The 26,818-nt window shown below is 39.9% G+C and carries 23 protein-coding genes and 2 tRNA genes; 14 read left to right on the top strand and 11 right to left on the bottom strand.

Going from position 1 to position 26,818, the window contains the following annotated elements:
• Positions 1 to 367: 367 nt before the first annotated feature.
• Positions 368 to 441 (bottom strand) — tRNA-Pro (locus ACTJKG_RS03500).
• A 180-nt stretch (positions 442 to 621) separates the two neighbouring features.
• On the opposite strand from ACTJKG_RS03500, the gene ACTJKG_RS03495 reads away from it, so the two are divergent.
• The 5 genes from ACTJKG_RS03495 to ACTJKG_RS03475 all read left to right on the top strand — a co-directional run bounded on the left by ACTJKG_RS03495 (position 622) and on the right by ACTJKG_RS03475 (position 7,424).
• A complete protein-coding gene (locus ACTJKG_RS03495; protein ID WP_440738364.1) occupies positions 622 to 2,223 on the top strand; it encodes a serine hydrolase domain-containing protein in 1,602 nt (533 codons plus the stop codon).
• A gap of 454 nt (positions 2,224 to 2,677) precedes the next feature.
• Positions 2,678 to 6,007: a DUF4175 family protein gene (locus ACTJKG_RS03490; protein WP_440738363.1), complete on the top strand. Its 3,330-nt coding sequence runs from the start codon at positions 2,678 to 2,680 to the stop codon at positions 6,005 to 6,007.
• A 1-nt stretch (position 6,008) separates the two neighbouring features.
• Entirely contained in the window at positions 6,009 to 6,434 is a 426-nt protein-coding gene (locus ACTJKG_RS03485; RefSeq protein ID WP_172334224.1) for an ATP-binding protein, read from the top strand.
• Positions 6,434 to 6,865 (top strand): rRNA maturation RNase YbeY, encoded by a 432-nt coding sequence (gene ybeY, locus ACTJKG_RS03480; RefSeq protein WP_172334225.1) that lies wholly within the window; start codon positions 6,434 to 6,436, stop codon positions 6,863 to 6,865. Before ACTJKG_RS03485 ends, ybeY begins: the two co-directional genes overlap by 1 nt.
• Before the next feature lie 43 nt (positions 6,866 to 6,908).
• A complete protein-coding gene (locus tag ACTJKG_RS03475) occupies positions 6,909 to 7,424 on the top strand; it encodes a glutathione peroxidase (protein WP_172334226.1) in 516 nt (171 codons plus the stop codon).
• Between the two features lie 186 nt (positions 7,425 to 7,610).
• Here the strand turns inward: ACTJKG_RS03475 and ACTJKG_RS03470 are convergent, their stop codons facing one another.
• From ACTJKG_RS03470 to ACTJKG_RS03455, 4 genes are all read right to left on the bottom strand, one after another.
• On the bottom strand, positions 7,611 to 8,399 hold the full coding sequence (locus ACTJKG_RS03470) for an MlaD family protein (protein ID WP_172334227.1): 789 nt from the start codon (positions 8,397 to 8,399) through the stop codon (positions 7,611 to 7,613).
• Complete coding sequence (locus tag ACTJKG_RS03465) at positions 8,396 to 9,187, bottom strand: ABC transporter ATP-binding protein (RefSeq protein WP_172334228.1); 792 nt, start codon at positions 9,185 to 9,187, stop codon at positions 8,396 to 8,398. The genes ACTJKG_RS03470 and ACTJKG_RS03465 overlap by 4 nt, the downstream gene beginning before the upstream one ends.
• A 1-nt stretch (position 9,188) precedes the next feature.
• Positions 9,189 to 9,965 carry an MlaE family ABC transporter permease gene (locus ACTJKG_RS03460; protein WP_172334229.1) on the bottom strand — a complete coding sequence of 259 codons (777 nt, stop codon included), beginning with the start codon at positions 9,963 to 9,965 and terminating at the stop codon, positions 9,189 to 9,191.
• Positions 9,966 to 10,058: 93 nt separating this feature from the next.
• On the bottom strand, positions 10,059 to 10,769 hold the full coding sequence (locus tag ACTJKG_RS03455) for a pirin family protein (protein ID WP_440738362.1): 711 nt from the start codon (positions 10,767 to 10,769) through the stop codon (positions 10,059 to 10,061).
• Positions 10,770 to 10,854: 85 nt separating this feature from the next.
• Between ACTJKG_RS03455 and ACTJKG_RS03450 the strand changes: the two genes are divergently transcribed.
• The 5 genes from ACTJKG_RS03450 (at position 10,855) to ACTJKG_RS03430 (ending at position 17,401) form a co-directional block, all read left to right on the top strand.
• A complete protein-coding gene (locus ACTJKG_RS03450) occupies positions 10,855 to 11,511 on the top strand; it encodes an oxidoreductase (protein WP_440738361.1) in 657 nt (218 codons plus the stop codon).
• A complete protein-coding gene (locus ACTJKG_RS03445; RefSeq protein ID WP_172334232.1) occupies positions 11,508 to 13,373 on the top strand; it encodes an ABC-F family ATP-binding cassette domain-containing protein in 1,866 nt (621 codons plus the stop codon). The genes ACTJKG_RS03450 and ACTJKG_RS03445 overlap by 4 nt, the downstream gene beginning before the upstream one ends.
• Before the next feature lies 1 nt (position 13,374).
• Positions 13,375 to 13,620 (top strand): CBU_0592 family membrane protein, encoded by a 246-nt coding sequence (locus ACTJKG_RS03440; protein WP_440738360.1) that lies wholly within the window; start codon positions 13,375 to 13,377, stop codon positions 13,618 to 13,620.
• Positions 13,621 to 13,770: 150 nt separating this feature from the next.
• Positions 13,771 to 15,633 (top strand): tRNA uridine-5-carboxymethylaminomethyl(34) synthesis enzyme MnmG, encoded by a 1,863-nt coding sequence (gene mnmG / locus ACTJKG_RS03435; protein ID WP_440738359.1) that lies wholly within the window; start codon positions 13,771 to 13,773, stop codon positions 15,631 to 15,633.
• Positions 15,634 to 15,748: 115 nt separating this feature from the next.
• Positions 15,749 to 17,401 carry an Ig-like domain-containing domain gene (locus tag ACTJKG_RS03430; RefSeq protein WP_440738358.1) on the top strand — a complete coding sequence of 551 codons (1,653 nt, stop codon included), beginning with the start codon at positions 15,749 to 15,751 and terminating at the stop codon, positions 17,399 to 17,401.
• On the opposite strand, the gene ACTJKG_RS03425 is transcribed toward ACTJKG_RS03430, so the two are convergent.
• A complete protein-coding gene (locus ACTJKG_RS03425) occupies positions 17,391 to 17,903 on the bottom strand; it encodes a gamma carbonic anhydrase family protein (RefSeq protein ID WP_440738357.1) in 513 nt (170 codons plus the stop codon). The genes ACTJKG_RS03430 and ACTJKG_RS03425 overlap by 11 nt on opposite strands.
• Before the next feature lie 78 nt (positions 17,904 to 17,981).
• On the opposite strand from ACTJKG_RS03425, the gene ACTJKG_RS03420 reads away from it, so the two are divergent.
• Positions 17,982 to 18,054: transfer RNA gene (locus tag ACTJKG_RS03420), tRNA-Gly, on the top strand.
• Between the two features lie 15 nt (positions 18,055 to 18,069).
• On the opposite strand, the gene ACTJKG_RS03415 is transcribed toward ACTJKG_RS03420, so the two are convergent.
• Together ACTJKG_RS03415 and nadB are read right to left on the bottom strand one after the other, a co-directional pair.
• Positions 18,070 to 18,693, bottom strand: a complete 624-nt coding sequence (locus ACTJKG_RS03415; protein WP_440738356.1) for a hypothetical protein — start codon at positions 18,691 to 18,693, stop codon at positions 18,070 to 18,072.
• 3 nt (positions 18,694 to 18,696) lie between these two features.
• Complete coding sequence (nadB, locus tag ACTJKG_RS03410) at positions 18,697 to 20,289, bottom strand: L-aspartate oxidase (RefSeq protein ID WP_172334237.1); 1,593 nt, start codon at positions 20,287 to 20,289, stop codon at positions 18,697 to 18,699.
• Between the two features lie 407 nt (positions 20,290 to 20,696).
• On the opposite strand from nadB, the gene nadA reads away from it, so the two are divergent.
• The 3 genes from nadA (at position 20,697) to ACTJKG_RS03395 (ending at position 23,512) form a co-directional block, all read left to right on the top strand.
• The gene (nadA, locus tag ACTJKG_RS03405; RefSeq protein ID WP_172334238.1) at positions 20,697 to 21,689 is read left to right on the top strand and encodes a quinolinate synthase NadA; all 993 of its coding nucleotides are present in this window, start codon (positions 20,697 to 20,699) and stop codon (positions 21,687 to 21,689) included.
• A 344-nt stretch (positions 21,690 to 22,033) separates the two neighbouring features.
• A complete protein-coding gene (gene thiL, locus ACTJKG_RS03400) occupies positions 22,034 to 23,077 on the top strand; it encodes a thiamine-phosphate kinase (protein WP_440738355.1) in 1,044 nt (347 codons plus the stop codon).
• 6 nt (positions 23,078 to 23,083) lie between these two features.
• Positions 23,084 to 23,512, top strand: a complete 429-nt coding sequence (locus ACTJKG_RS03395) for a hypothetical protein (RefSeq protein WP_172334240.1) — start codon at positions 23,084 to 23,086, stop codon at positions 23,510 to 23,512.
• 121 nt (positions 23,513 to 23,633) lie between these two features.
• Here ACTJKG_RS03395 and rmuC read toward each other — a convergent pair whose 3' ends face one another.
• The 3 genes from rmuC to ACTJKG_RS03380 form a co-directional block, all read right to left on the bottom strand.
• Positions 23,634 to 25,001 (bottom strand): DNA recombination protein RmuC, encoded by a 1,368-nt coding sequence (gene rmuC, locus ACTJKG_RS03390; protein WP_440738354.1) that lies wholly within the window; start codon positions 24,999 to 25,001, stop codon positions 23,634 to 23,636.
• Positions 25,002 to 25,097: 96 nt separating this feature from the next.
• On the bottom strand, positions 25,098 to 25,685 hold the full coding sequence (locus tag ACTJKG_RS03385) for a DUF4269 domain-containing protein (protein ID WP_253952183.1): 588 nt from the start codon (positions 25,683 to 25,685) through the stop codon (positions 25,098 to 25,100).
• Positions 25,664 to 26,806, bottom strand: coding sequence for a hypothetical protein (locus ACTJKG_RS03380; RefSeq protein WP_440738353.1), 1,143 nt, complete (start codon positions 26,804 to 26,806; stop codon positions 25,664 to 25,666). Before ACTJKG_RS03380 ends, ACTJKG_RS03385 begins: the two co-directional genes overlap by 22 nt.
• Between the last annotated feature and the right edge of the window lie 12 nt (positions 26,807 to 26,818).

Raw genomic sequence — 26,818 nt, 5'->3', positions numbered from 1 at the left:
ACTTTTAAAACCAGATATACACAAATGTACCTGGTTAAAAAGGTTTGAATGGTGGCACTACTTTGTCAGTGAAGTTAAAACCAACACATACAAATATCTCTGGTTAAAGTTATTTAAGCGGTGACGCTACTTTGTCAGTAAGACATAATTTAAAAAAGTCTGGAGTTATACGGGTACAGTACTATTAGCTTAAACTTTTCGTAATTAAAAGTAAAAGCGTTTGTTTGGCTTTAAGAACTATTGCTATGGTCACTGCCATTAATTTGTTAAGACAGTACGATTAAAACAGTGGGAAACAAAAGCAAAAAAAGCATATCCAATCAGTCCTAAAACTGCTCAGATATGCTCTCTTGTAATTATTTTTTCGTCGGGATGGCGGGATTCGAACCCACGACCTCCAGCACCCCATGCTGGCGCGATACCGGGCTACGCTACATCCCGAAAAGGTTGGAAAGGCAAATATAATAAGTAGACACTTATCTCAAAATGATTTGTATAAAAGTTGAGCTAATTCACTAACCATATTGGCTATTCCACGAAAAGGATACCTTCATTTATAAAAATTATTATCCACGAAAAAGCTTATTTTAGTTTTAATTATAAATCCTCAAAATTATCGGAATGCCTATTCTTCATTTACCTCCTGGACGAATTGCCACAAGATCATGGTTTGGGTCATGCGTAAAGCAATTGTTTGCTGTAGTTTTATACTTTCTGTTATTTAATGGTTCAATTTACGCCCAAAAAACAAGCTCCTTTCCTATCAGCACGCCCGAAGCGGAAGGTGTTTCCGCAGCCGGGATAGATAGTTTTTTGAATGCGGTGGCACAGAGCAAGCATGAATTTCATAGTTTTATGTTTTTGCGGCATGGCAAAATGATAGCACAGGGTTGGTGGGATCCGTACCAGTCAACTTTAAGACATAGCCTCTACAGCTGTAGCAAAAGCTTCACTTCTACGGCTATCGGGTTTGCCGTTAGTGAAAAACGCTTATCGGTAAATGATAAGGTGGTCTCTTTTTTTGCGGGCAGCTTACCAGATACTATACCGCCTTACCTTGCAACGCTTACAGTAAAAGACCTTTTGACGATGAGTGTAGGCCAAGCTATCGACCCAACTTTTGCCATTGTATCCAAAGAGGATAATTGGGTAAAGGCTTTTCTGGCATTGCCTATAGCGCATAAACCCGGCAGCCAGTTTTTATACAATTCTATGGCTACGTTCATGCTATCGGCCATTATACAAAAGGTAACCGGGCAAAAAGAGGTTGATTATCTTAAACCCCGTCTTTTTGACCCCTTGGGCATAAAAGGCATGGATTGGGAAATTAATAGGCAAGGCATTAATACCGGTGGTTGGGGCCTGCGTGTAAAGACCGAAGATCTGGCTAAATTGGGGCAGCTTTACCTGCAAATGGGTGTATGGAACGAAAAACAACTATTGCCAAAGGAGTGGGTTGAGGAAGCTACCACCTTTAAAATTGACCAGGCACCGGGCGTAGCTCAAAGCAAAAGAGATTCGAGCGACTGGATGCAGGGTTATTGTTATCAGTTCTGGCGCTGTCGCCATAACGCATTCAGAGCCGATGGGGCTTTCGGGCAGTACATTATTGTGATGCCAGAACAGGATGCGGTGATCGCGATCACCTCGGAAACAAGCGACATGCAGGGAGAGCTTAACCTGGTATGGAAATATTTACTGCCGGCCATGCATCCGAAGGCATTATCGCTTGATAAGACCAGTGATGTTAAGCTCGAGAAACATTTAGCAGATTTAAGTTTACCTCCTAATACGGATACCCGCAGCAATGCAAACAGCACCTTCACCAAAACCTTTTCTATTCAACCAAATGCGCTCCATATCAGTTCAATTTCTTTTAATATAGTTAATAAGGTTTGCCATGTGACCTTGAAAAAAGATTCGGCAAGCTATACGCTCAATTTTGAAACAGGCAAATGGTTGCCTGGCGAAACCGACAGGCAAGGCCCTGGTTTAGTTACAGGTGGTAGGGAAGATTTTTCATTATTGGTCCCTTACAAAGTAGAGGGCAGTTACGGATGGAGTGATAACCAAACATTACAATTAAGGCTACGATATATTGAAAGTCCACATACAGAAATCATCACCTGCCATTTCAACAATCAGCAGTTAAATGCCGATGTGGAATATAGCTTTAATTATGGCAAAAATAAATTAACGTTACATGGGGAACTGGTTAAGTAAAGAATAAGACCTAATGACAACCAGTCTATTACCTTACTTCAATCTTATAACTTAATTCAACAAAAAGTTGTTAAAACAATTTATATATTTTGACATCAGCTCAATTTCAGAAAAAGTCATAGTAGCCATATATTCGTTACCAAGGCAAATATTTAATGCAGATAAGATGTTCCCCTTAACATCTTAAAAAACAATAGTATACCGATACACAGAAGTACACATCCATTGCAAAATATATTTTGCTTCTATTCTTAAATTGGCATGAATTCCAAATCAATATGACAACTTATTTACAAACAAGTAATTTATAAAACATCCACAGTTTAGAGCAGTCGCTTGATTTTAAATTATTCATATTGTTTATTATTCCTCCTCGTATTAACTTAATTGGGGTATTATATATATTGTTCTGTTTTTTCGTTTAATATTGTGTTGGGAATTTTTGCACCTGTATATGAATTCTGCTGAAAATTATGACGTGCTTATTGATAAGATCAACATCTTTATCCGGAAGTACTATTTCAATAATTTTCTACGCGGACTGATCTTTTTGGGTGCCGGCCTGTTTACAGCCTATGTAGTTATTACGCTGAGCGAATATTTCGGCAATTTTAACGTCGTTTTCCGTAGTATCCTTTTCTACTTTTTTATAGTTTTAAATATCGGGCTGGTATGCTGGCTCATTTTACCACCATTTCTGTCATGGCTCAAGCTGGGTCACTCCCTAACCCATGATGAAGCAGCCGAGATCATCGGTAAACATTTTCACGATGTTAATGATAAATTGCTAAATACACTACAGCTTAAAAAACTGGCAGCTGCCGACGAAAAACACCGGGTTCTTATTGAGGCCAGTATCGATCAAAAGATCGAAGCCCTAAAACCGGTTAGTTTTCCTTCGGCTATCAATATCCGGGAAAACAATAAATACTTAAAATGGGTGCTGGCCCCTGCTGCAGTCATCATCGTCATCGCTTTTGCCGCTCCATCTATACTTACCGAAAGTACAAAAAGACTCATCAGGCACAATGAATACTTTGCCCCGGTAGCTCCTTTTCGTTTCCATATTTTAAATAAAACCCTATCCGTAGTTCAAGGAGATGACCTTAAACTTGATCTTAAACTCGATGGCAACCGGCTGCCTGTCGATGTTTATATAGAAACAGCCAACAATACTTTTAAGCTCGATAAGGAAAATATCAGCAAGTTTCATTACCTGTTCAGCAATCTGCAGCAAAATACAACGTTCCGGCTGCTGGGGAATGGCTTTGCTTCGGTTCCTTACGAAATAAGGGTAAACCAGAAACCAGCTCTATTGCATTTTGATGTAGAATTGAACTATCCGGCCTATTTGCATAAAAAAGCAGAAAAACTGCTCAATGCCGGCGACCTGGTAATTCCGGAAGGTACCACGGTAAATTGGCTCCTACACACCCAACATGCTTCTGGCCTGCAGTTTTATTTAAATGGGATTAAGCATAGCGCCAAATTAAGCGGGACTGACTTGTTTGAGTATAACGAAAAAATCTTTAAAAGTGCCGTTTACAAACTTAACCCCGTAAACCCACAGGTTAACCACAGCGACTCTTCTGCTTATCATATTAATGTAATAGCTGACGAATCCCCAACCATTACCGTAGAGGAAAAATCGGATTCAGTAAGCACTAACGCATTGTATTTCAGCGGAAAAATGCAGGATGACCATGGTTTTTCATCACTCATTTTTCATTATAGCGTACAAAGAGCTGGCAATAAGGCCCCTCAAAAAACGTTTACCAAACGAATTGATGCCGCGATGAACCAAACACAGTCAAACTTCTTTTATTTCTGGAATTTGAAGGCGTTGGGTATAGAACCAGGGGCACGTGTAAGCTATTTTTTTGAGGTTGCCGATAACGACGGAGTAAACGGACCTAAAAGAGCCAGAACTGCAGAGCGCACACTTAATTTGCCCGATGCCAAAGCCATTAATGAACAATTGAATGCTGGTACCCAGGCGGTAAAACAAAAAATGCAGTCGGCCATAAAATTAGCTGGTCAGGTTGAGCATGATTCGCAAAAACTCAATCAGTTACTGCTCAATAAAAACACACTATCCTTTGATGAAAAAAAACAGGTAGAAGATCTGCTGCAAAAACGGCAGGACCTGGAGAATCTGGTAAAAGAAATAAAAGACGAGAACCAGAAAAACCTGTATAACCGCAAAGAAAATCAGCAACAAAACGAAGAGTTGCTAGCAAAGCAAAAACAAATTGAAGACCTGTTTAATAATGTGCTTGATCAAAAGACAAAAGAACTCCTGCAAAACCTCCAAAAGCTTTTAGATCAGGAACAAAAAGATGCTACCCGCGATGAATTATCAAAAATGCAAATGGATAATAAATCGCTCAAAAAAGAGCTTGATCGCATGCTGGAGCTTTATAAAAAGCTTGAATTTGATCAAAAGCTGAATCAAAGCGTTGATCAGCTAAATAAACTGGCCGATAAGCAGCAGCAACTCTCTGATAAAACCAAACAACAGGGGGCTGATCAAAAAGCGTTACAGCAGGAACAGGAAAATCTGAAAAATGATTTTCATGATATCAAAAAGGGCTTGGAAGATCTGCAAAAAACCAACGAACAGGCAGAACACAAACAGGATTTTCAAAACCCCGAAAAAGAAACGCAAAGCATTGATCAGCAAATGGATCAAAGCGCCGGCGAATTGCAAAAAAATAATAAAGATGGTGCCTCAAAATCACAAAAACAGGCCGCCAAGCAAATGCAGCAATTGGCCGCCAAATTATCGCAGGATAATGAAGAGGGCGAAAGCAAAGAAAATGCTATTGATGCCCAGCAACTGCGCGAGTTATTAAAAAGCTTGGTGAACAGTTCATTCGATCAGGAAAAGGTGATGCAAACCTTAAAAGGTACTAATCCTACTGATCCTTCTTACATTTCGCTTTCACAAAAACAAAAAGATATTAAGGATAACCTGAAAACAGCCGAGGACAGTCTTTATGCCATCAGCCGGCGTATCCCTCAAATACAGTCGACCGTGAACCAGGAGATCAGTGGTGTAAACAGTCATATCGACCAGGCATTGGATAACCTGGGAGATCGTCGTACAGCCGAGGCCAACCGTCATCAGCAGTATGCCATGACTGCCATGAATAACCTTGCCCTGATGCTAAGCGAAGCATTGGAACAACTGCAAAAACAGATGAATAAAGGCGGAAAAGGCAAGGGTAAAAAGCAATCTGTATCGCAACTGGCAAAAATGCAGGAACAGCTTAATCAAAACATGCAGAAGGCTCGCGAGCAGATGCAACAGCAAGGCAACCAAGGTAAAAGCGCACAGGGCAAACAGGGTAATATGAGCGAACAACTGGCCCGGATGGCGCGTCAGCAGCAAATGATCAGGGAATCTCTTGAACAGATAAACCGGGAGCAAAACAAGGACGGGAAAAGCGGATTAGGAAATTTGGATAAAATTTCTAAAGAAATGGAACAAACTGAGCATGATCTCGTAAACAGGAAGATTACAGATGAAGCGTTAAAAAGACAGGAACAAATCCGGAGCCGGTTATTGGAGGCTGAAAAGGCAGAACAGGAGCGTGAACAGGATCAGCAAAGAGAAAGCCATGCCGGTAAGGATGTACCTCCTGGTTATATAAAAGCACTGCAGGGATACCAGCAACAAAAAAGCAAACAAACGGAGCAAATAAAAACAGTGTCTCCGGCACTTAATTTGTATTATAAACAAAAAATTAAATCTTACTTTGATCAACTTAATGCCAAATAACATGGAACAGGCAAATGTTCATACCAGCAGCGAATTGTTTACGTTACAACTACCGTCAAAAACGGAAAGTATAGCGCAACTTGAGCAGCTGATTGAAGAAATTGCTGATAAATATCATGTAGCCGAGGATACCTTCGCTAACATGATGACCTGCCTTAACGAAGCCACCATCAATGCCATTATTCATGGCAATAAGCTCGACGAAACAAAAAAAGTAATTATTAACGCCGAGGTAGAGCCTAAGCGCATTATATGGACCGTTACCGACGAAGGCCCGGGTTTTGATTATGTAAACCTGGCCGATCCAACTTCTCCTGAGAATCTGGAGAATTTGACCGGCAGAGGCGTTTTTATTATCAAGCATTTGGCCGACCAATGCATTTTTAATGCATCGGGCAATACTATCGAACTACATTTTAAAATATAATGCCCGCTATTCAGTTTTTTGAAGAAGACATCAGTTATAAACTTAAAAATAAAACCCTTGTGCGCCAGTGGATCAAAGATACCATCATCGCCGAGGGTTTTAAATTGAAAGAACTTACCTACGTTTTTTGTTCAGACGCGTATTTGTTACCCATGAACCAGCAGTATCTTGACCATGATACCTATACCGACATTATTACTTTCGATAATTCAGAGGCTGAGGGCGAAATTGTAGGTGATATTTTTATTTCTATTGAGCGCGTACGTGAAAATGCTGCTAAGTTTAAGATCACAGAAACCGATGAGTTACACCGTGTAATTATCCATGGTGCTTTACATCTTTTAGGCTATACAGATAAAAGTGTTGTTACAAAGAAGAAAATGACACAAAAAGAAGATGAGTATTTGGCTAAACGAAGTTTTAATAGTTAATTTTACTCAAAGAAATTTGTTTCAACATCAATTATAAAAAACAATGAAATTACTCGCTTTAATATTCGCGTTCCTTTTTATCGCAGCGCCCTCATCTGTGTATGAGTTTAAGCTGAAAAGTATTGACGGTAAAGATTTTACCCTGGCCAAATACAAAGGCAAAAAAGTACTTATTGTAAATACGGCTTCTAAATGCGGTTTCACCAAGCAATACACTGATCTGGAGAAATTATCCGAACAATACAAAGGTAAATTAGTAGTGGTGGGTTTCCCGGCAAACAATTTTGGCGGACAAGAACCTGGCACCAATCAGGATATCAAAACCTTTTGCAAAGAAAACTTTTCAGTAACCTTCCCAATGAGCGGAAAAGTTAGCGTATTGGGCCTGGATATTGATCCATTATTCCAATATTTAACCACTGCACCAAATCCTGATTTTACAGGCGATATCAAATGGAACTTTGAAAAATTCCTGATCGATGAAAATGGTAAACTGATACATCGTTTCAGATCACAAACAACACCATTATCACCGGATATTACTAAATATTTGAATTAAGATCTTACTTTCAAAAAGGCAAAAAGCCGTAGGATAGTATCCTACGGCTTTTTTGTTCATTTTGTTCACCGAATATGCCTGTTTTTTAGGGCTAAATGTATAGTGTTGGTGTATGTTATTCTATATAGTTGTATTTAGTTGATTTATCGCAAAAAGATATTACAAAACTATCACGTAACATTTTTGCTAATTCCCTTTATTGCCTTGCTCCTTGGCTGCTTTTTCCTTGTCCTTTTGAGCCTGCTCTTGTACCTTTTTTATAGAATCCTGTTTGGCCTTCGCAGCTTTTTTCTTTTTGTTAAAAAAGCCCCTCAGTAAAAAATTATGCTGTGCTGCTTGCAAGTCTTCATTTAAAGTATTGGTGGTTGTATGTACCTTTTTCATAGTAGTTTGTGCTTGCTTAACCGTACTTTCGATGTTTTTAGCCATCGCATCATTATTTAGCAAGCGTCCTATACTTCCTTTTCCATTATTGATTTTTCCTACAATCTGTGAAAGATCTGTTGTCAACGTCTCTGCATTATCAGCAACACGGGTAAGCTTGGTGATGATCTTGTCCACATCAACAGGATTAATGGATCCTAAACGACCTCCTGGCTGTACCTCCTGCTGACTTGTTATACCTCCCGGGGCTATCACAACCAGCTTATCGCCCATTAAGCCATCGCTTCCAATACTCATTTTCGCATCGGTCTTGATGAACTTTTTAACGCTGTTATTCAGCGTCAGATCAACCCTTACCGAACTATCCGTAATAATGTTAATTGACTGTACTACACCTATGTTAATCCCGGCAAAGCGTACATTATTACCTACCTGCAAGCCACTCACATTTTTAAAGGTGCCATAAACATTAAAAGTGGAATTAAACAGGCTCTTTTGACTCCCTATAAAAAATATACCCAATACAAGCACCACCAGTCCGGCGAAGGTGAACAGGCCAATTTTTATTTTTTGCGATGATGTGGTTTTCATGTTGTTTCGTTAAAAAATGATCTAACCATTTTATTATCCGATTTTTGCAGCTCTTTATAAGAGCCTTCGGCTATGTATTCTCCGTCATCCATCACCACAATCCGGTCGGCCGTAATGCGGGCACATTCCATATCATGTGTGATAATGATAGATGATGTTTTATATTTCTGCTGCATATGGAGTATCAGCTCACTGATCTCCCGTGAGGTGATCGGATCGAGCCCCGTAGTTGGTTCATCATACAGCATGATTTCGGGCTTTACAATAAGTGTGCGGGCCAGGCCTACCCGTTTGCGCATTCCACCAGACAGGTCTGAAGGCAGCTTATCAATAGCATCCAGCAAACCCACCCCATCCAATACCTCTTCCACCCGTTTATCTATATCCTGCTGATCGGTAAGCTTTAACACGCGGGTTAAAGGAAACTCCAGGTTCTCCCGTACGGTCATGGAATCATACAAAGCCCCACTCTGGAACAGAAAGCCAATCTTCATTCGCAACTGTTTCAGTTCTTCATCCCCCATTTCAGCAACATTTTCGCCTAATACTGTCAATGTACCAGCATCCGGTTTAAGCATACCCACAATGCATTGAATGGTTACTGATTTACCCATACCTGACTTTCCCAATACCACCATATTCTCCCCCCTTTTCAAGTCAAAATTGATATTTTTCAGTACCTCTTTATCACCAAAAGCTTTGGCTATCCCTTTAGCATGTATAACTACCTCAGTCTTTTTTGATGAGGCGGGCTCTTTGATTTCTTTATTTTCGCCGGATGCTTTCATATCAATGATAAAATAATATACTGGTGATCTGAACAGCGATAGCGTCAATAACAAATATCCAGAGGGAAGCAGTAACCACAGCCGAATTGGCGGCTATACCAACGCTCTCGGTACCTTTGTTGGAATGATAGCCTTTATAACAGCCCACAAAACCTATCGCGAAGCCAAAAAATACAGTCTTTACCACAGCCGGTAAAAAGTCCGAAAAATCAAGAGAGGAGATACATTTATTAAAATACAGTGAAAAGCTGATGCTATCCGTAATATTCAGAGCCAGGAAGCCACCAAACAGGCCTATAGCATCGCCAATAATAGAAAGCAAGGGCACCATGAGACTGGTGGCAAAAATGCGCGTAACAACGAGATATTGCAGTGGATTGGCGCCTGATACTTCCATGGCGTCTATCTGTTCGGTAACCTTCATGCTGCCCAGTTCGGCACCAATACTTGAGGCTATTTTGCCGGCGCAGATAATAGCCGTGATAACAGGCCCTATTTCGCGTATAAAAGAAACCGTAAGGGTTTTTGGTAACATACTGGCAGCACCGAGATCAACTAATGATGGCCTGAGCTGTACAATTAAAACCAGCCCCATGATAAAGGAGGTAATACCCACCAGCATCATGGAGCGGTAGCCTATTTCATAACACTGCCGTACAAATTCCGACCATTCAAAGCCGCCGGCAAATATATTTCTGAAAAACCTGGCAAAGAAAACGCATTGTTCACCAATGCCTTCTGCCCATCTCCTCCATCCGGTAATCGCTTGTTCTGCCATAAGTTACGTTAACTAATTGTCAGGAGTAAAACAAAATTTTACTCATTTGTTTTGCAGTTCAAGAAAATCAACCTTTAGGTTCGGCTTGCGGGTTTATGCCATTGGTATATCAATGATCAGGAAACGGGAAAAGTCTTCGGGTTCAATTGTAAATGAACTGGTATCATAAACACCCAGCGCATCCCTTTTGTTTAAAACCATATTGTTTATTTTAACAGAACCCTCAATAACAAATACATAAGCCCCATTTCCCGGTGTCTTTATATCATAATTTAAGCTTTTACCAGCTTCAAAATCTCCCATGCTAAAAGTGGCATCCTGGTTTAACCAAAGGGTATCCGGCCCTTTTACCGGGGATATGAGTGTAGTGAGCTCATTTATTTTTAAAAGTGGTTTAAAATCCTTTTGATCATAGCGTGGTTGTATGTCACGCTCTTTAGGAAAAAGCCAGATCTGTAGGGTTTTAGCCTCTTCTGTACGTGATGCGTTATATTCAGAATGATAAACACCCGTTCCGGCCGACATTACCTGTACTTCACCTGCACGGATCACACCGGTATTACCCATGCTGTCTTTATGCTCCAGGCCTCCTTCCAACGGAATGGTTATAATCTCCATATTATCATGCGGGTGTGTCCCAAAACCGGTACCGCTGGCAATAATATCATCGTTTAATACTCTTAATGCACCAAAATTAACCTTGTTGGGGTCATAATATGATGCAAAGCTGAATGAAAAGTTGGCTTTTAACCAGCCCAGGTTATTTTTTCCACGTTCATTTTCGGGATAAAATATCGTTTTCATGATGTTCTCCTATTTATATGTTTAAACACACAATTTTTATTCCACAATTTATTTATGTGTATTTTTGCAAAAAATTGTGCAGACCATGTCAAATAAGGCTATTATTGCGGGTTCAAGTGGACTAATTGGCAGTAATTTATTGGATATTTTACTACGGGAGGCTTTTTATGATGAAGTTTTAATTCTGGTTAGAAAAGAATTACCCATACAACATCCTAAATTGACTCAATTGGTAGTGGATTTTGATCAGCTGGAGCGTTATTCCAGTGCTATAACCGGTCACGCTATATTTTGCTGTCTGGGTACAACCCGGCACAAAACACCAGACAGAACTGTTTACCGCAAAATTGACCATGACTATCCTTTGATGTTGGCACAATTGGCGCATAAGAATGGAGTAGAGCAATATCATTTAGTATCCTCTATTGGCGCTAATGCTGCTTCATCAACGTTTTATATTAAAACAAAAGGCGAGATAGAAGCAGATATGCAGTTGGTCGGTATTCCTTCGTTGCATATTTATCGCCCATCTATGCTAATCGGTAAAAGAACAGAAAGACGGCCTGAGGAAAAAATAGTAACCGGCTTATTTAAAATTATAGATCCCCTATTATTTGGCGGGCTCAAAAAATACAAAAGCATCCTGGCGGCAACTGTGGCTGTTGCTATGTATAACCAATCAATACAAACTAACAAGGGCTCATTTATATATGAGTCTGACAAAATAAAAGAACTATCGTGAGCACTTACATTTCTGCTGAAAATCTTGGTCATCAATTTCATGACAACTGGCTGTTTAAAAATATAACCATCGGTATAAACCGTGGCCGCCGGGTTGCGTTGGTTGGTGTGAATGGCGCGGGTAAATCTACCCTGTTAAAATTATTGGCCGGTCACTTAAAACCAACCGAAGGCAAGGTTGTGCAGGCCCGTGACCTGAATATGGGTTACCTGGAGCAGGATCCTCATTTTAAAAACGCGGTAACCATTAGTGATTATATTTTTCATGCTGATGATGTACAACAACAGTTGATCCGTAAGTATGAAGAGCTTTTGGAAAACGACCCCGACAATGCCAAAGCCATTGAGAAAGTAATGGAAGAGATGAGTGAGGTTGATGCCTGGGAATATGAGTACAAGATCAAGACTATTTTGGGTCGGTTGGATATCCATCATCTGAATCAAAAGATCAATACCCTATCCGGTGGACAAAAGAAACGTTTGGCCCTGGCCAAGTTGCTTATTGAAGATCCGGACATTTATATTCTGGATGAGCCTACCAACCATTTGGACATTGATACTATAGAGTGGCTGGAGAAATTACTAACGGAAGGCAACAAAACCATATTAATGGTTACACACGATAGGTACTTCCTGGACAATGTATGTAACGAGATATTAGAGATAGACCGGGGTAAAATACAACCCTACAATGGCAGCTACGGATATTATTTGGAAAAGAAAGCAGAACGTGATGCTGCGGATGAAGCCACTTTCCAAAAAAACAGCAACCTATTGCGCAAAGAGTTGGAATGGATGCGCAGGCAACCACAAGCCCGCGGAACCAAATCAAAAGCCCGCATTGATGCTTATTATGACCTGGAAGAGAAAACCAAAGCTGGTGGCATACGTGAAAAGGTTGAACTGAGCGTAAAAACTGCACGCCAGGGCAACAAGATCATGGAAATGGAACACCTTTTCAAATCATTCAGCGATCGTACTTTTATTAATGACTTTAGCTATATATTCAAAAAGGGCGACCGTATTGGTTTAGCTGGCCGCAATGGCAGTGGTAAATCGACCTTACTTAACATTATCACCGGGGGCTTACAACCAGATAAAGGAACCGTAGTAAAAGGAGAAACTACCGTATTAGGTTATTTCCACCAGTCGGGCATTACTTTTAAAGATGATGAGCGCGTAATTGACATTGTAAAAAATGTGGCTGAGTTTATCACTATGGCCGATGGTAAAACCATCTCTGCCTCTGCCCTGCTTACTTTATTCCTCTTCCCTCCTGCTAAACAATATGGCTTTATATCCAAATTAAGCGGCGGGGAAAAGAAACGTCTGCAGTTGATGAGCATCCTGATGAAGAATCCAAACTTCCTGATACTGGATGAGCCTACCAATGATCTGGATATTGACACACTGAATGTACTGGAAGAGTTTTTAACTAACTATACCGGCGTACTGATGATCGTATCGCACGACAGGTATTTATTAGATAAACTAACCGATCAGCTATTTATTATGGAAGATGGCGGCCAGGTACGTATCTATAATGGCAATTACTCTTCTTACCGTATTGATCTGGAAGAAGAAAAGCAACAAGCTAAAAAGCCTGCACCTGTCGCCCCTACGCCTGTAGCTACACCTAAAAAAAGCAAGCTAAGCTTTAAGGAAGCTAAAGAACTGGAAGCAACAGAAGTGGAAATACAAGCTATAGAAAACAAGATAAAGGACAAAACCGAACAATTAAATACTACAGGTATAGCTCCGGAAAAACTGAATGAAATACTGGTTGAGATTGATGCTTTAAATAAACAATTAGATGCAAAAAGCATGCGTTGGATGGAGCTTACTGAACTAAACGAATCATAACGTGAAAATATCCGATATCATCGCTTCTGTAGGTGTAATCATACTTTTGATCGCTTTTTTATTAAATTTATTCAACAAATTATCAGCCGAAAGCAAGATATATAAACTCATGAATTTTGTAGGTGCAGGCACTTGCTGCTATGCCTCTTACATGGTTAATTTTTATCCATTTGTTGTATTAGAGGGCGTTTGGGGCTTTGTAGCCTTAATATCATTATTAAAAGTTCCACGTGGAACATCCATATAGATTGAATAATTTTGTATTCTATTATTCAAATAAGAATAAAACAACCTAATGTTCCACGTGGAACATTAACAATAAACAAGATCAAATCGCTTTATTTAAGCATAATTGACTATAAGATCATAATGTTCCACGTGGAACATGGAGGTAAAAATGTTTAAAAAATATAATGTAATAGTTGTTGGTGCAGGCCACGCCGGCTGTGAAGCCGCTGCTGCTGCTGCCAACCTGGGATCATCTGTATTGCTCATCACCATGAACATGGGCACCATTGCACAGATGAGTTGTAACCCTGCTATGGGTGGCGTTGCCAAGGGACAAATAGTGCGTGAGATAGATGCCTTAGGTGGATATTCAGGTATTATTACAGATAAAACTTCTATCCAATTTAGGATGTTAAACCAGTCAAAAGGCCCTGCTATGTGGAGCCCAAGGGCACAAAGTGACCGCATGCGCTTTGCAGAAGAGTGGCGTTTAGCTTTGGAAAGAACTCCAAATGTCGACTTCTGGCAGGATACTGTTACCTCCCTTTTAGTAAAAGATAATACCATAAAAGGAGTACGCACTTCTATAGGTGTAGAGATAGAAGCAGATGCCGTAGTACTCACCAACGGTACCTTCTTAAATGGTGTGATACATATAGGCGAAAAGAAATTTGGAGGTGGCAGATCAGGCGAAAAATCGGCTACTGGTTTAACCGAACAGCTCATTACTTTAGGTTTTGATTCAGGTAGAATGAAGACTGGTACCCCACCCCGTATTGACGGACGCAGTCTTAATTATAGCCTGATGGAAGAGCAATGGGGTGATGAAGAACGTGGCCGTTTCTCCTTCACCGATGTTGATATGATCCAGGAACAACGCTGCTGCTGGATCACTTATACCAATACCAAAGTACACGAAACATTAAAAGAAGGCTTTGAAAAATCGCCCATGTTTACTGGTCGTATTAAAGGATTAGGTCCCCGTTATTGCCCTTCTATCGAAGATAAAATAAACCGTTTTGCCGAGCGCGATCGTCACCAGATATTTGTTGAACCTGAAGGATTGAACACAGTCGAGATCTATGTAAATGGTTTTTCGACGTCTTTACCAGAGGATGTACAGTACAAAGCACTTACCCAAATACCCGGTTTCGAGACTGCCAAAATGTTCCGCCCGGGTTATGCCATAGAGTACGATTACTTCCCACCTACCCAGTTAGGTTTAACTTTAGAAACTAAACTGATCAGCAACCTGTACTTTGCCGGACAGATTAATGGTACCACCGGATACGAAGAGGCAGCCTCACAAGGCTTTATTGCAGGTATTAACGCACACCAAAAAATCAACGATAAACATGAATTGATCCTGAAAAGATCGGAGTCATATATAGGTGTATTGATTGATGATTTGGTAACAAAAGGTACCGAAGAACCCTATCGTATGTTTACCTCCAGGGCCGAACATCGCCTATTGCTACGCCAGGATAATGCCGATATCAGACTTAGCCCAATGGGTCATGAACTGGGATTGATCAATGATGAACGTTTGGAAAAGGTAAAACAAAAGGTTAAAAACTCCGATGATATCGTTGCCTATACCAGGAACAAATCAATAGACCCAAGTCATGTGAATGGCCTGTTGGATGATTTAGGTACAAGCCCCCTATCACAAAGTGTTAAACTCTTTAATTTATTAAGTCGCCCTCAAGTTGGTTTTAATGATCTTAAAAAAGCCGATGAGCCCTTAGCCGAATTATTATCAGCCTATGATAAAGAAACTATTGAGCAAGCTGAAATAAAAATCAAATATGAGAGTTACTTTATAAAAGAATTGGAAATTGTCGATCGCATGAAAAAAATGGAAGACAGAGAGATCAATCCGGAATTTGATTACCATACTCTGGTATCACTTTCAAAAGAAGCGCGCGAAAAATTAATGAAGATAAAACCACGCACATTAGGTCAGGCATCCCGAATTTCGGGTGTGTCACCGTCTGACATTTCAGTTTTAATGGTTCATGTATCCAGATAATTTATAACTAATTGATAATAAATAAGTTATAAAATATTGTTTTAAATCGATTATTTTAAATTTTTAATATCACAGATCATAAAAACATAAAAATCGCTTATATCGCCTAAAAACTATGTTAAATAAAAAACGGGTTAATTTTTCCTATTTTCCATCCTATTTTTTGGCCATTTTATTTTTTTTTGGCTGCGCAGCCCAACAACCACCGCAGGGAGGACCTCGCGACCTTACTCCACCAAAATTAGTGAAGGCAATACCTGCCAACAAAACCCGAAATTTTACGGCTAAAGAAATTAGCCTCGAATTCGATGAGTTTATTAAACTCACCAACCAGTACCAGGAAATAAGCATGAGCCCTACGATGGATAAACAACCGGAGTACACTGCTAGCAAAAGGATACTAAAAATAAAATTGAAGGATACCCTTCAAAAAAATACTACTTACGTTATCAATTTTGGAAAAGCTATCCAGGATGTTAATGAAAGCAACGTGCTTAAAAACTTTACCTACGTTTTTTCAACCGGCCCACATATTGACTCTTTGAGTATTTCCGGAACCGTTACCAATACCTTAACCCAGGAAAAAGAAAAAGATGTAACCGTGATGATCTTCACGTTAAAACAGGACTCCCTCCTTTTCGGGAAAAAGAAACCGAGCATCTTTGCCACAACAGATTCTTCAGGGAACTTTAGCTTAAACAATCTGCGTGAAGACACCTATCGCATCTATGCTTTAAAAGAAGCATCGCCTAATAAGATATTTGATAACGATCAGGAGCTAATAGCTTTTTTAAAAAAACCTATCCACCTCAGATCCGATACTTCAAATGTTCAATTAAATCTGTTTAAGCAAAATCCCGAAAAATTCAGATTCTCCGAAAAACGTTTTGATACCGACGGAAAAATGCTTTTTGTTTTTAATAAAGCACTAACTAATCCTTCTATAAAAGTTATTTATCCTGCAGACATCGACAAACAAAAACAAGTAGATTTTAGTAAAACAAAAGATACTGCTTCAGTTTATCTGCGCAATATGAATTTCGACTCCATCAGAGTAGCTGTTTTTGATAATGGCAAACCAATTGATTCTACTTCGCTTTTAAAAGGCAAAAAGGAAAGCTTTCAGCGATCGTTAACCTTTCAATATAACATTAATGGTAACAACCTGCTTAAGCCTGGTAACGACTTAAAACTAACGGCCAGTCTGCCTATAGAAAACTTTGATAATTCACTCATCACGCTAAATGAAGACTCTGTGGCAGTTGCTACCAGTGATCTTACTTTGCAAAAAGATACAGGGAACTTCAAAAAGCTCACAGTAAAATACCGCTGGCGACAAGGCAGTAAATATGAAATCATTTTTAACGAAGCCGCTTTTACATCTATTTATGGAGATAAGAATAAAAGAATATCAAAGAAATTCCAGATAGATAAAACAGATAACTATAGCACGCTCACCCTAAAAGTTACGCTCCCTGCCGACACTTCAAAAGCTTATGTTGTTGAGCTGTTGAATGATCAGAAAAAAGTTTTACAAAGTGACCCTATTACGCGTAATGGCTCTATAGTTTATAAAAACATTATCACCGGTAAATACCTGTTCAGAGTTATTTATGATGAAAATCACAACGGAAGATGGGACAGCGGCAACGTGCATCTAAAAAAACAACCCGAACAAACCTGGGTAAGTGATAAAGTAATATCCTTAAGACCAAACTGGGAAGCTGAAGAAGCTATAACGGTACCTAAGGAGCCTATTATTCCTTAAACCAACCGGAATACATAATATAATTATTGGGCAGCTGCTTTAGCATCGCCCTTTGTTCATCTGTAAGGGGTTTTATCTTTTTTGCTGGTATCCCGGCATAAAGATATCCTGATTCGCATATAGTATTTTCTAATACTACTGCACCTGCAGCTATGATCACAAATTCATTTACAACGGCATGATCCATCACAATGGCACCCATACCCACCAGGGTATGATCATGCAGTGTACACCCATGTACAAGGGCGTTATGGCCTATGGAAACATTGCTCCCAATGTTGGCAGCAGCTTTTAAGTAAGTGGCGTGTATAACTGCACCATCCTGTATATTGGTATTATCCCCTATTTTAATGTAATGCACATCACCGCGAATCACCGCGTTAAACCAAACCGAACAGTTTTTGCCCATTACCACATCACCCACAATAGTAGCATTTGGCGCTATAAAACAATCCTCACCCCAAGCAGGGCTTTTATCTTTAACGGGCAATATAACAGGCATACAATTAATTATTGAATTAATGATTTATTGAAGTATTGATTTGATGTACTTTTTATTTATGTTTGAATACAAATTTAAGCGGAAATAGCTCAGCTGGTAGAGCATCAGTTTCCCAAACTGAAGGCCGCGGGTTCGAATCCCGTTTTCCGCTCAAATTCATACTTATCTAAAGCAACTGCTCGTCACCGAACTCATCTTCAAAAGACTTTAGTATATCAAATGTCTTTATACAATCAGGTATATGGCGTTCCAAACTTTCTGTTTGTGAAGGGTACTCGTCTATAAAGTTCAAATTATCATAGACATTTAATTCATATTGCTCCATTACAGAAATAAATCTCTCTACTTCCATACCCCAACATTGTAAGTATTTAGGCTTTTTAACAAATATCTCATCCAATGAATTTTCCCTATGAGATATAACACCATATTCTAAAAATCCATCCTGACATAACTCTACTTCAAACCCATCTAAAAAATTTATCAAAGCAAACTTATCTACATACATCCCATACTTGGGGCTATTATCAATATGATGATAGATCAAAGCAACTTCATCCGGCATTTGTATAACAAGGGACTTAAATAATGCCCACAATTTGTCATTATCTACATTTATCTCAGCATAAAAATTATATACATCCTCATTAGAAGATAATCTTGTGAGTACATACCCCTCAACTATATTAGCAGTTTCTCTTTCTTTGATTCGTTTTGCTACATCACTATCAGGTGAATAATAAGAAAGTTCTGGTGTGCTAATAGTAGGAGCCAATTTTAAAGGTTTCATATTTTAAAAAACCGTATCTTCTACTTTTTCTGCATGCACAGGATAATCCGTAGTATAATGTAATCCCCTACTCTCTTTTCTTAGCATTGCCGATTTTACTACAATAAACGATACTTGTATTAAATTACGCAACTCGCAAAGCTTTACCGATAGCTTTGTTTTCTTATAAAAAGATTCAGTTTCTTCATATAATAAACCTAAACGACGTAAAGCTCTTTCCAGCCTGAAATCAGAACGGACGATACCTACATAGTCATTCATCAGTTTCTGCATTTCGCGTACATTATGTGTTACCAGGATATCCTCATTTGATAACTGTACCCCCTTTTCATCCCAATCGGGGATATTATCGGGTATAACAAAAGCTTCAAATTTACTTACCGCGTCTTCATATATACGGTGTGCGAAAACCAAAGCTTCTAATAAGGAATTGGAAGCCAACCGGTTAGCTCCATGCAATCCTGTTGATGAACACTCACCACAAGCATATAAACGTAGTATAGATGACTGCCCCACATGGTTAACCATAATACCACCACACATATAATGACATGCCGGCGCTACCGGTATCATATCCTTGGTCATATCAATACCTATCTCCAGACATTTGGCGTATATATTAGGGAAATGATTCAAAATATCCTTTTTACTGCGATGCCTGATATCGAGGTAAACAAAATCCTCACCCGATTTTTTGATCTCCGCATCAATAGCACGTGCTGTAATATCTCGCGGAGCTAATGATTTACGCTCATCATACTCCTGCATAAACTCTTCGCCATTGGTACGCCTTAACACACCACCAAAACCGCGTACTGCTTCTGATATCAGAAAGGAAGGATACTCGCCCGGATTATATAAAGCCGTAGGATGAAATTGTATAAACTCCATATTCCTTACTTTTCCTTTGGCCCTGTAAACCATCGCCACACCATCACCGGTAGCAATGGTTGGATTAGTGGTTACCGCATAAATATGACCGGCACCACCCGAAGCCATCACCGTCACTTTGGATAAGATCTTCTCCACAATATTACTTTCGGTGTTGAAAGCATAAATACCATAGCAGGTAATATCGGTACTGGATTTGCCAACCAGCTCGCCCAAATGATGTTGTGTGATCAAATCAACCGCGAAATAATGTGTTAATATCTCGATATTGGGGTTCTTATGAATCTCTTCCAAAAGAGAACGTTCTATCTCCCAACCAGTTACATCTTTATAATGCAACACCCTAAATTCGGAATGTCCACCCTCTTTGGCCAGGTCATAAAAGCCTTCGTTTGTCTTGTCGAAATTCGTTCCGTAATCAATAATTTCATTGATGCGGGCCGGACCTTCTTTAACAACGGCTTCCACAACTTCCTTGTCGCAAAGACCATCACCCGATATTAAGGTGTCTTCTATATGTTTTTCAAAAGAATCTTCTTTTTTATCCACAACCACCGCAACGCCGCCCTGGGCATACTTAGTGTTTGATTCATCTTCGTTTGATTTTGTAACTATCAGAACCTTACCATGCTTTGCAGCTTTCAGCGCAAAACTCAATCCGGCAATACCGGAACCCACAACCAGAAAATCAACAGTTTTGGTCATATTTATGTGTAAATTGTGTAAAAGTATAATTAGTGTTAACAACAGGTATAAAACCTGTTAATTTCATGTAAACAAATAGCTAATAAATAATCAACTCGTGGATAACTCCCATTTTTGATGCTAATATGAATAATTTTTGAGCGACTTTTGAGGTACTAAAGTCATATAGCTAACATTTTCCCCACTCACAAAATATTAACATAAAACTTTTTTAAATAAAATTTGATTGTCATACGAATCACAAAATCAATCAAATATAATATCAAAAGATGTGGAAAACTGTTAGTAAAATGTGAAAACTAATTAATGAAACAAAATATATCACGACTTTTGCACAATACTAACACACCAATAAACAATAGTTTTATTTATATAAAAAATTAGTTGTTATTAATTGAAATGTTGAAATGGATATCTTCGAAGAATTAAATGTGAAAGGATTTGTGGACGAATACATCGACCCCACCTTGGATCTTTTTGATGAGATTGAAAAACTTAAAAAGGAAAAAAATGCAGTTATTTTGGCTCATTATTACCAGGAACCCGATATCCAGGATATTGCGGATTATATTGGAGACAGTTTGGGGCTATCACAACAAGCCGCGAAAACTGACGCCGATATCATCGTTTTCGCCGGGGTACACTTCATGGCCGAAACCGCCAAAATACTTTCACCAAACAAAAAAGTTTTATTACCCGACTTAAAGGCAGGTTGTTCATTAGCAGATAGTTGCCCACCCCATTTATTTAAAAAGTTTAAGGAAAACTATCCGGATCACCTGGTGATCACTTATGTAAACTGTACTGCTGAACTGAAAGCTTTAAGTGATATTGTTTGTACATCAAGTAACGCGGTAGCCATTGTAGAGAGTTTGCCAAAAGATCAAAAGATCATATTTGGGCCGGATAAAAACCTGGGTGCTTATGTGGCTAAAAAAACAGGACGCGACCTGGTATTGTGGAATGGAGCCTGTATGGTTCATGAAATTTTCTCGAGGGAAAAGATAACCAAACTCAAGGAAAGATACCCCAATGCAAAATTACTGGCACATCCTGAATGCGAGGAAGTTATATTGCAAATGGCCGATTATATAGGCTCAACAACCGGGATATTAAAATATGCAGGCAGCCATCCGGATAAAGAATTTATAGTAGCAACCGAAGCAGGGATACTACACCAGATGCAAAAGGAAAACCCAGATAAAACATTTATTCCGGCGCCGCCAAATAATAATTGTGCTTGTAACGATTGTCCGCATATGAAAAGGAACACATTGGAGAAATTATACCTGTGTTTAAAAAACGGATCACCGGAAATTACCGTGCCTGAGCATATCATTGAACGCGCTGTAAAACCAATTGAACGGATGCTGGAAATATCGGCACAATTGGGCTTATAAAAAGGAATTAGTTTTGTTAAGAGGCTAAAAATCCAAAAATTTTTTTCCCGCCTTTGGCGGATATAATGGGTTTGTGCTGCTGCCGGGCGGATTTGTCTGATAGCCTAAAATCGGTCAAAAATTTCCCGCCTTCGGCGGTAGGAGGCATAAAGGAAAGAACCTGTAAAGTACAATGTGTATTGAGCTTAAAATCTCAAAAAATTTTTCCGCCTTCGGCGAAAGACATCATGTGGGTTTTGCGACGGCCCGAAAATTTTTGAGCTGTATGTGCTAATTACCAACACTAAGAAATTTACAGGTGGTCGAATTTTAGTATTTTTGCAGATTATCATATTTAAGAAAAAATGTTTGAAAACCAGGACAGGACGAATTTAGAAGACTTAGGAGAATTTGGCCTGATAGGTCATCTGACAAAAAACATCAAACTAACTCAGCAAAGCACGGTGAAAGGTGTCGGTGACGATGCTGCTGTATTGGACTTTACGGGTAAAAAGGTTTTGGTCAGCACCGATATGTTACTGGAAGGAATCCACTTTGATCTGGCTTATACTCCTCTAAAACACTTAGGCTACAAGGCTATACAGGTAAACCTGAGCGATATTTACGCCATGAATGGTACCGCTTCGCAGGTTACGGTATCCATCGGCATGTCGAGTAAGTTCCCGTTGGAAGCCATTGAAGAACTCTATGAAGGTATTTATATCGCCTGTGAAAAATATAATGTCGACTTGGTTGGCGGTGATACCACCTCGTCAAAACAGGGTTTGGTGATCAGTGTAACGTCTATCGGTTATGCGGAGGAAGCAGATGTTACTTATCGTAATACCGCAGGTGAAGGCGACCTGATCTGTGTATCGGGCGATTTAGGTGGCGCATATGTTGGTTTACAGCTGTTGGAACGCGAAAAACTGATCTACCTGGAAAATCCACAGGTTCAGCCCGATCTGGAAGGCAAGGATTATATCGTGGAACGTCAGCTAAAACCCGAAGCCCGTCGCGATATTGTGGAACTGTTGAAAAGCATTGATGTAAAACCAACAGCCATGATTGATGTATCTGATGGCCTCGCATCCGAGATATTGCACATTTGTAAACAAAGCGATAAGGGCTGTAACTTGTACGAAGACAAGATCCCGCTTGACCCGATGACCTATGAAACCGCCCGTGAATTTAACCTCGACCCTACTGTATGTGCACTGAGTGGCGGCGAAGACTACGAGCTGCTTTTTACAGTAAAACAAGCCGACTACGACAAGATCAAGTTCAAGATGGATATCACCATCATCGGGCATATAACTGAGCCTTCAGCGGGCTGTAACCTCATTACCAAAACAGGTAATGTACATGCCCTGAAAGCACAGGGATGGAATGCCTTTAAAAAAGATTGATAAGGCATGTTCAATAGTATCTTCAAAAAACTCAACGGACAGGATCCGGATAACGATAAGCCAAAGCAGGTAGCCACCGCGGTGATGTTGTTGTATATCGGGTTTATCCTGTCCATGATCACCGATTGGCTCGATGGCATCGGCATCATTCCCTTTCTTGTTGTTTTTATTGTGATCAGTGCAGTGATCACTGCTATATCGGCAGGTAAAAAATGGGCCCGGATACTGATGATTTTGTTTGTGCTTTTTAACCTGCTCTCCTTCGGTTTTACTTTGGCCCAGTTACTAAGTCAGGGTGTAAAAGAAAAATTAACTGTCCTGGTTATCGTGCTATACGCCATCGAGATTATTATTGAACTGTTAGCCTTGCGGCTGTTATTCTCTAAAGCGGCTAATGTTTGGTTTAATGAGCAAAGGGAAGATGTGACTACTTAGGCGCTTTTTCTCTCGTTTTGTCATGCTGAACGAAAGTGAAGCATCTATCTATTCTGTGGGCATAGTTCATTAATAGATTCTTCGTTCCTCAGGATGACAAATAAGTTATAGCTTTTATCGGCTACTCCCCTATAAACTTCTGATCGATCTGTTTATCAGCCTTTGCACCTAACTTTTTAATCTTCTCCGCAGTAGTTGTTAAATTTCCGCGGCCTTCCGATAGCTTGTTCAGAGCCGTATTATAGGCGCTTTGGGTCTGGTTGATGTTACGGCCTATGCTATCCATATCGCCCAGGAACCCCACAAATTTATCATACATATCGCCGCTTAGGCGGGCAATTTCCAATACGTTTCGGTTTTGGCGTTCCTGTTTCCACATACTGGCAATGGTACGCAGCGTAGCCAGTAATGTTGACGGGCTCACGATCACCACTTTTTTGTCCCAGGCATAATTGAACAGCTCGCCATCCAGCTGTACAGCAATACTAAAAGACGACTCTATGGGAACAAAAAGAAGTACAAAATCGGGCGAGTTGATCTTGTACAGATCGTGATATTTTTTGGAGGATAAACCACCGATATGGTTACGGATGGATTCGATGTGTGCCTTGGCAAAAAGTTTCCGGTCTTCCTCTGTATCGGCGTTAACCAGGCGTTCATAAGCGATCAGCGACACTTTGGAGTCGATCACCAGGTGCTTGTCATCAGGCAGGTCAATAATTACGTCGGGCTGGTAACGGGTCCCATCTGTAGTTTGCATAGCGGCTTGTACACGGTATTCCTGGTCGCGTACAAGGCCAGATCGTTCCAGTACCCTTTCCAGGATCACTTCGCCCCAGTTGCCTTGCTTTTTGTTGTCGCCTTTGAGCGCTTTGGTCAGGTTCTGCGCTTCGTCGCTGATCTGCTTGTTCATGTCCATCAGCTGGGTGATTACGCCTTTCAGTGTATTGCGTTCTGCCGCTTCCATATTATAAACCTTTTCTACCTTATCCTCAAAAGCTTTCAGGTTTTCCTTGAGCGGGTTGAGGATCATATCCAGGTTGGTACGGTTTACGTCTACAAATTCTTTCGATTTTTCTTTCAGTAGTTTTTCGGCAACGTTTTCAAATTCGCGCTGAAACTGTGTACGGATCTGTTCTACCTCTATCTTTTGTTCCTGTAGTTTTTCCTGCTGCGACTGATGGTAAGCTTTGGTGTTTTCTAATTCCTTGTTGGCCTGGGCCAATTGGCTGCGCTCAAATAACAATTCATCAAGCAGCCGGGTTTTTTCGTCCTTCAATAACTGGATGATATTTTCCTTTTCTATAGATATGACATTGCCTTTTTCTTCGGCCCTGGCCAGGTTAATTTTAAGCAGATCCTGCTCGGTGCGGAGCCGGTTCAACTCTTCTGCCGATATCAGTTCAATCGTTTTAGGCTTCTTCAAAAACAAAAAAACAGCAAGGAAAAGTATCGCCAGGGAAACAACTAATAAAATATCATTACTCATATTGATAAAAATATTAGTAAAAATATGATAATAATTTTAGCATTTCAAAATAAAATATACTTAACCTGGTATTTCGGAGTACTCGATAATGGCTTTTTATTTGGTTTTAAGCTGATTGATCAAATCGGGTTTTAGTAATTCCAGATAGGGATCGCCGCTTAATCCAAGTAACCTGGCAAAGGCGGGTTCGGTTTTGTAACCCTGCTTTTTGAGCTCAACTACCTCTTGCCTGAACGATTCGCCGTGATGCTCCAACAGCAGATACTCTACAATCATATGCCGGTAGGCGTTTTGTTGCCGGGTGGGAATATATTGACCAAAAACCTCTACAGGCCAACCATCAACGGAAAAATTAGCGACGATGGTTTCCTGTTGATTTATAATGGTATCTAATAGGCTGAAATTTTCAAAACCTGAAAAGGCTAAGATTACTGCATTTTTGAAATCGGCTTTATCGTTAAAACAACAAATGATATCCAGGTCGCTGTTTTCTATATCGATATTAATAGGAATAGTACCGGCCAAAACAGGGTCGAATGGTTGCAGAATGCCAAACACATCGTATTCCAAAAGTAGGTTATAGGCGGCCTGTTGGCGGGTGTTGCCAGCGCTTAAGTAGGTTAAATTATGGAATTGTTCTACAGGCACGTGCATACGATGGGCTATTTCGAAATGGTATACCATGGGATGCTCAGCAAGCCCTTTTTCAAATGAAGATTTACCGTTGATCCGATGGTGTCCTGAAAATATTCGAATTGGGAAACATCAATACTTTCTATATCCCTTTGCGGCCCCCATGGACCTATTACCAGGTGATAATGTGTGCCTTTGCTATGGGTGATGTTGTGATTAATAACAGACGCGTGGAATTCCTTGTCAGAAGATTTGTCAAATGAGCAATTGATCAGTCTGAAAGTACAAAAACCATATGCCAGGCTTGTTGCCAAAAACAAAAATATGGAAGCGAGCCCCATCGCAGTAGCGGCCTTTTCCGAATTAGCAAATTTTAAGGCGAGGAAAAAAACAACACAAATAATTAAAAAAGCAGGTAAGGTATGGCCCGATGGCAACAGGTAATAGTTATCCATAGATTTAATAAACATGGCCACGATGGCTGCAAAAGCTCCGAAACAGATGCTGTAATAAGGGCTTTGTTTATTAATGTAAAAATAGATAAGTCCCTTGCCGGTGAATAATATGAAAATGCTTATGATCGGATACATAATAAGCAAGCCCTCGTAAAAGGCATCATGACCAACTAAAAAATTTATAAGGAAAAGGACAACCCCCAATATATTATAGGTAAAAGAAATGATTTTTGCTTTTTTAAGTGCAGCTTTCCGGTCCTCCTCAGTATAACCCAAAGATTGATCTGTCAGAATTTTTTGAAGGTCGGCTTTATAATCTGCAGCGACCAAATCCTGGTAATTTTCCCTGAGCCACAGTAATAACTCCCGATAATCGGCAAGTTCCGAATAGCTGCGTACGGTCATTTTTGAAGTAGCCGACTCTATGTAAAACACTTTGCTCTCTATCCTGAAACCTTTGATATCGGTAAGGGCAATGCTTTTGGTTTTGAATAAGCCGGTTTGTACAAAGCTGTCTGGGTAGATAGAGATATTGCTTTTTAATTTATCCGCCACCAATATAATGCCGCCGATAATGAAAAACAGAGGAAAAAGATATATGGCTGCGCTGCCAGGAGTTGGCGTGGTGAGTAAAAAAGCGCCAAGGCCGATCATGCCAAGCGCAATAACTCCATAAAATATTTTGTACCCGGTTGATACCGGAAATTCCTGATTCATGGTAATGCGATA

It is taken from the genome of Mucilaginibacter sp. 22184, from assembly GCF_052045695.1.
Taxonomy (GTDB): Bacteria; Bacteroidota; Bacteroidia; order Sphingobacteriales; family Sphingobacteriaceae; genus Mucilaginibacter.
This window is presented reverse-complemented; position numbering and strand designations above follow the sequence as displayed.

Bases quoted from the DNA above. Each gene is read 5' to 3' on its own strand.
- thiL (WP_440738355.1), top strand. From the start codon at position 22,034: ATGTTTGAAAACCAGGACAGGACGAATTTAGAAGACTTAGGAGAATTT.
- rmuC (WP_440738354.1), bottom strand. From the start codon at position 25,001: ATGAGTAATGATATTTTATTAGTTGTTTCCCTGGCGATACTTTTCCTT.
- ACTJKG_RS03460 (WP_172334229.1), bottom strand. From the start codon at position 9,965: ATGGCAGAACAAGCGATTACCGGATGGAGGAGATGGGCAGAAGGCATT.
- ACTJKG_RS03380 (WP_440738353.1), bottom strand. From the start codon at position 26,806: ATGAATCAGGAATTTCCGGTATCAACCGGGTACAAAATATTTTATGGA.
- ACTJKG_RS03415 (WP_440738356.1), bottom strand. From the start codon at position 18,693: ATGAAACCTTTAAAATTGGCTCCTACTATTAGCACACCAGAACTTTCT.
- ACTJKG_RS03490 (WP_440738363.1), top strand. From the start codon at position 2,678: ATGAATTCTGCTGAAAATTATGACGTGCTTATTGATAAGATCAACATC.
- ACTJKG_RS03450 (WP_440738361.1), top strand. From the start codon at position 10,855: ATGTCAAATAAGGCTATTATTGCGGGTTCAAGTGGACTAATTGGCAGT.
- ACTJKG_RS03385 (WP_253952183.1), bottom strand. From the start codon at position 25,685: ATGGTATACCATTTCGAAATAGCCCATCGTATGCACGTGCCTGTAGAA.
- mnmG (WP_440738359.1), top strand. From the start codon at position 13,771: ATGTTTAAAAAATATAATGTAATAGTTGTTGGTGCAGGCCACGCCGGC.
- ACTJKG_RS03430 (WP_440738358.1), top strand. From the start codon at position 15,749: ATGTTAAATAAAAAACGGGTTAATTTTTCCTATTTTCCATCCTATTTT.
- ACTJKG_RS03395 (WP_172334240.1), top strand. From the start codon at position 23,084: ATGTTCAATAGTATCTTCAAAAAACTCAACGGACAGGATCCGGATAAC.
- ACTJKG_RS03495 (WP_440738364.1), top strand. From the start codon at position 622: ATGCCTATTCTTCATTTACCTCCTGGACGAATTGCCACAAGATCATGG.
- ACTJKG_RS03455 (WP_440738362.1), bottom strand. From the start codon at position 10,769: ATGAAAACGATATTTTATCCCGAAAATGAACGTGGAAAAAATAACCTG.
- ACTJKG_RS03425 (WP_440738357.1), bottom strand. From the start codon at position 17,903: ATGCCTGTTATATTGCCCGTTAAAGATAAAAGCCCTGCTTGGGGTGAG.
- nadA (WP_172334238.1), top strand. From the start codon at position 20,697: ATGGATATCTTCGAAGAATTAAATGTGAAAGGATTTGTGGACGAATAC.
- ACTJKG_RS03485 (WP_172334224.1), top strand. From the start codon at position 6,009: ATGGAACAGGCAAATGTTCATACCAGCAGCGAATTGTTTACGTTACAA.
- ACTJKG_RS03465 (WP_172334228.1), bottom strand. From the start codon at position 9,187: ATGAAAGCATCCGGCGAAAATAAAGAAATCAAAGAGCCCGCCTCATCA.
- nadB (WP_172334237.1), bottom strand. From the start codon at position 20,289: ATGACCAAAACTGTTGATTTTCTGGTTGTGGGTTCCGGTATTGCCGGA.
- ybeY (WP_172334225.1), top strand. From the start codon at position 6,434: ATGCCCGCTATTCAGTTTTTTGAAGAAGACATCAGTTATAAACTTAAA.
- ACTJKG_RS03475 (WP_172334226.1), top strand. From the start codon at position 6,909: ATGAAATTACTCGCTTTAATATTCGCGTTCCTTTTTATCGCAGCGCCC.
- ACTJKG_RS03470 (WP_172334227.1), bottom strand. From the start codon at position 8,399: ATGAAAACCACATCATCGCAAAAAATAAAAATTGGCCTGTTCACCTTC.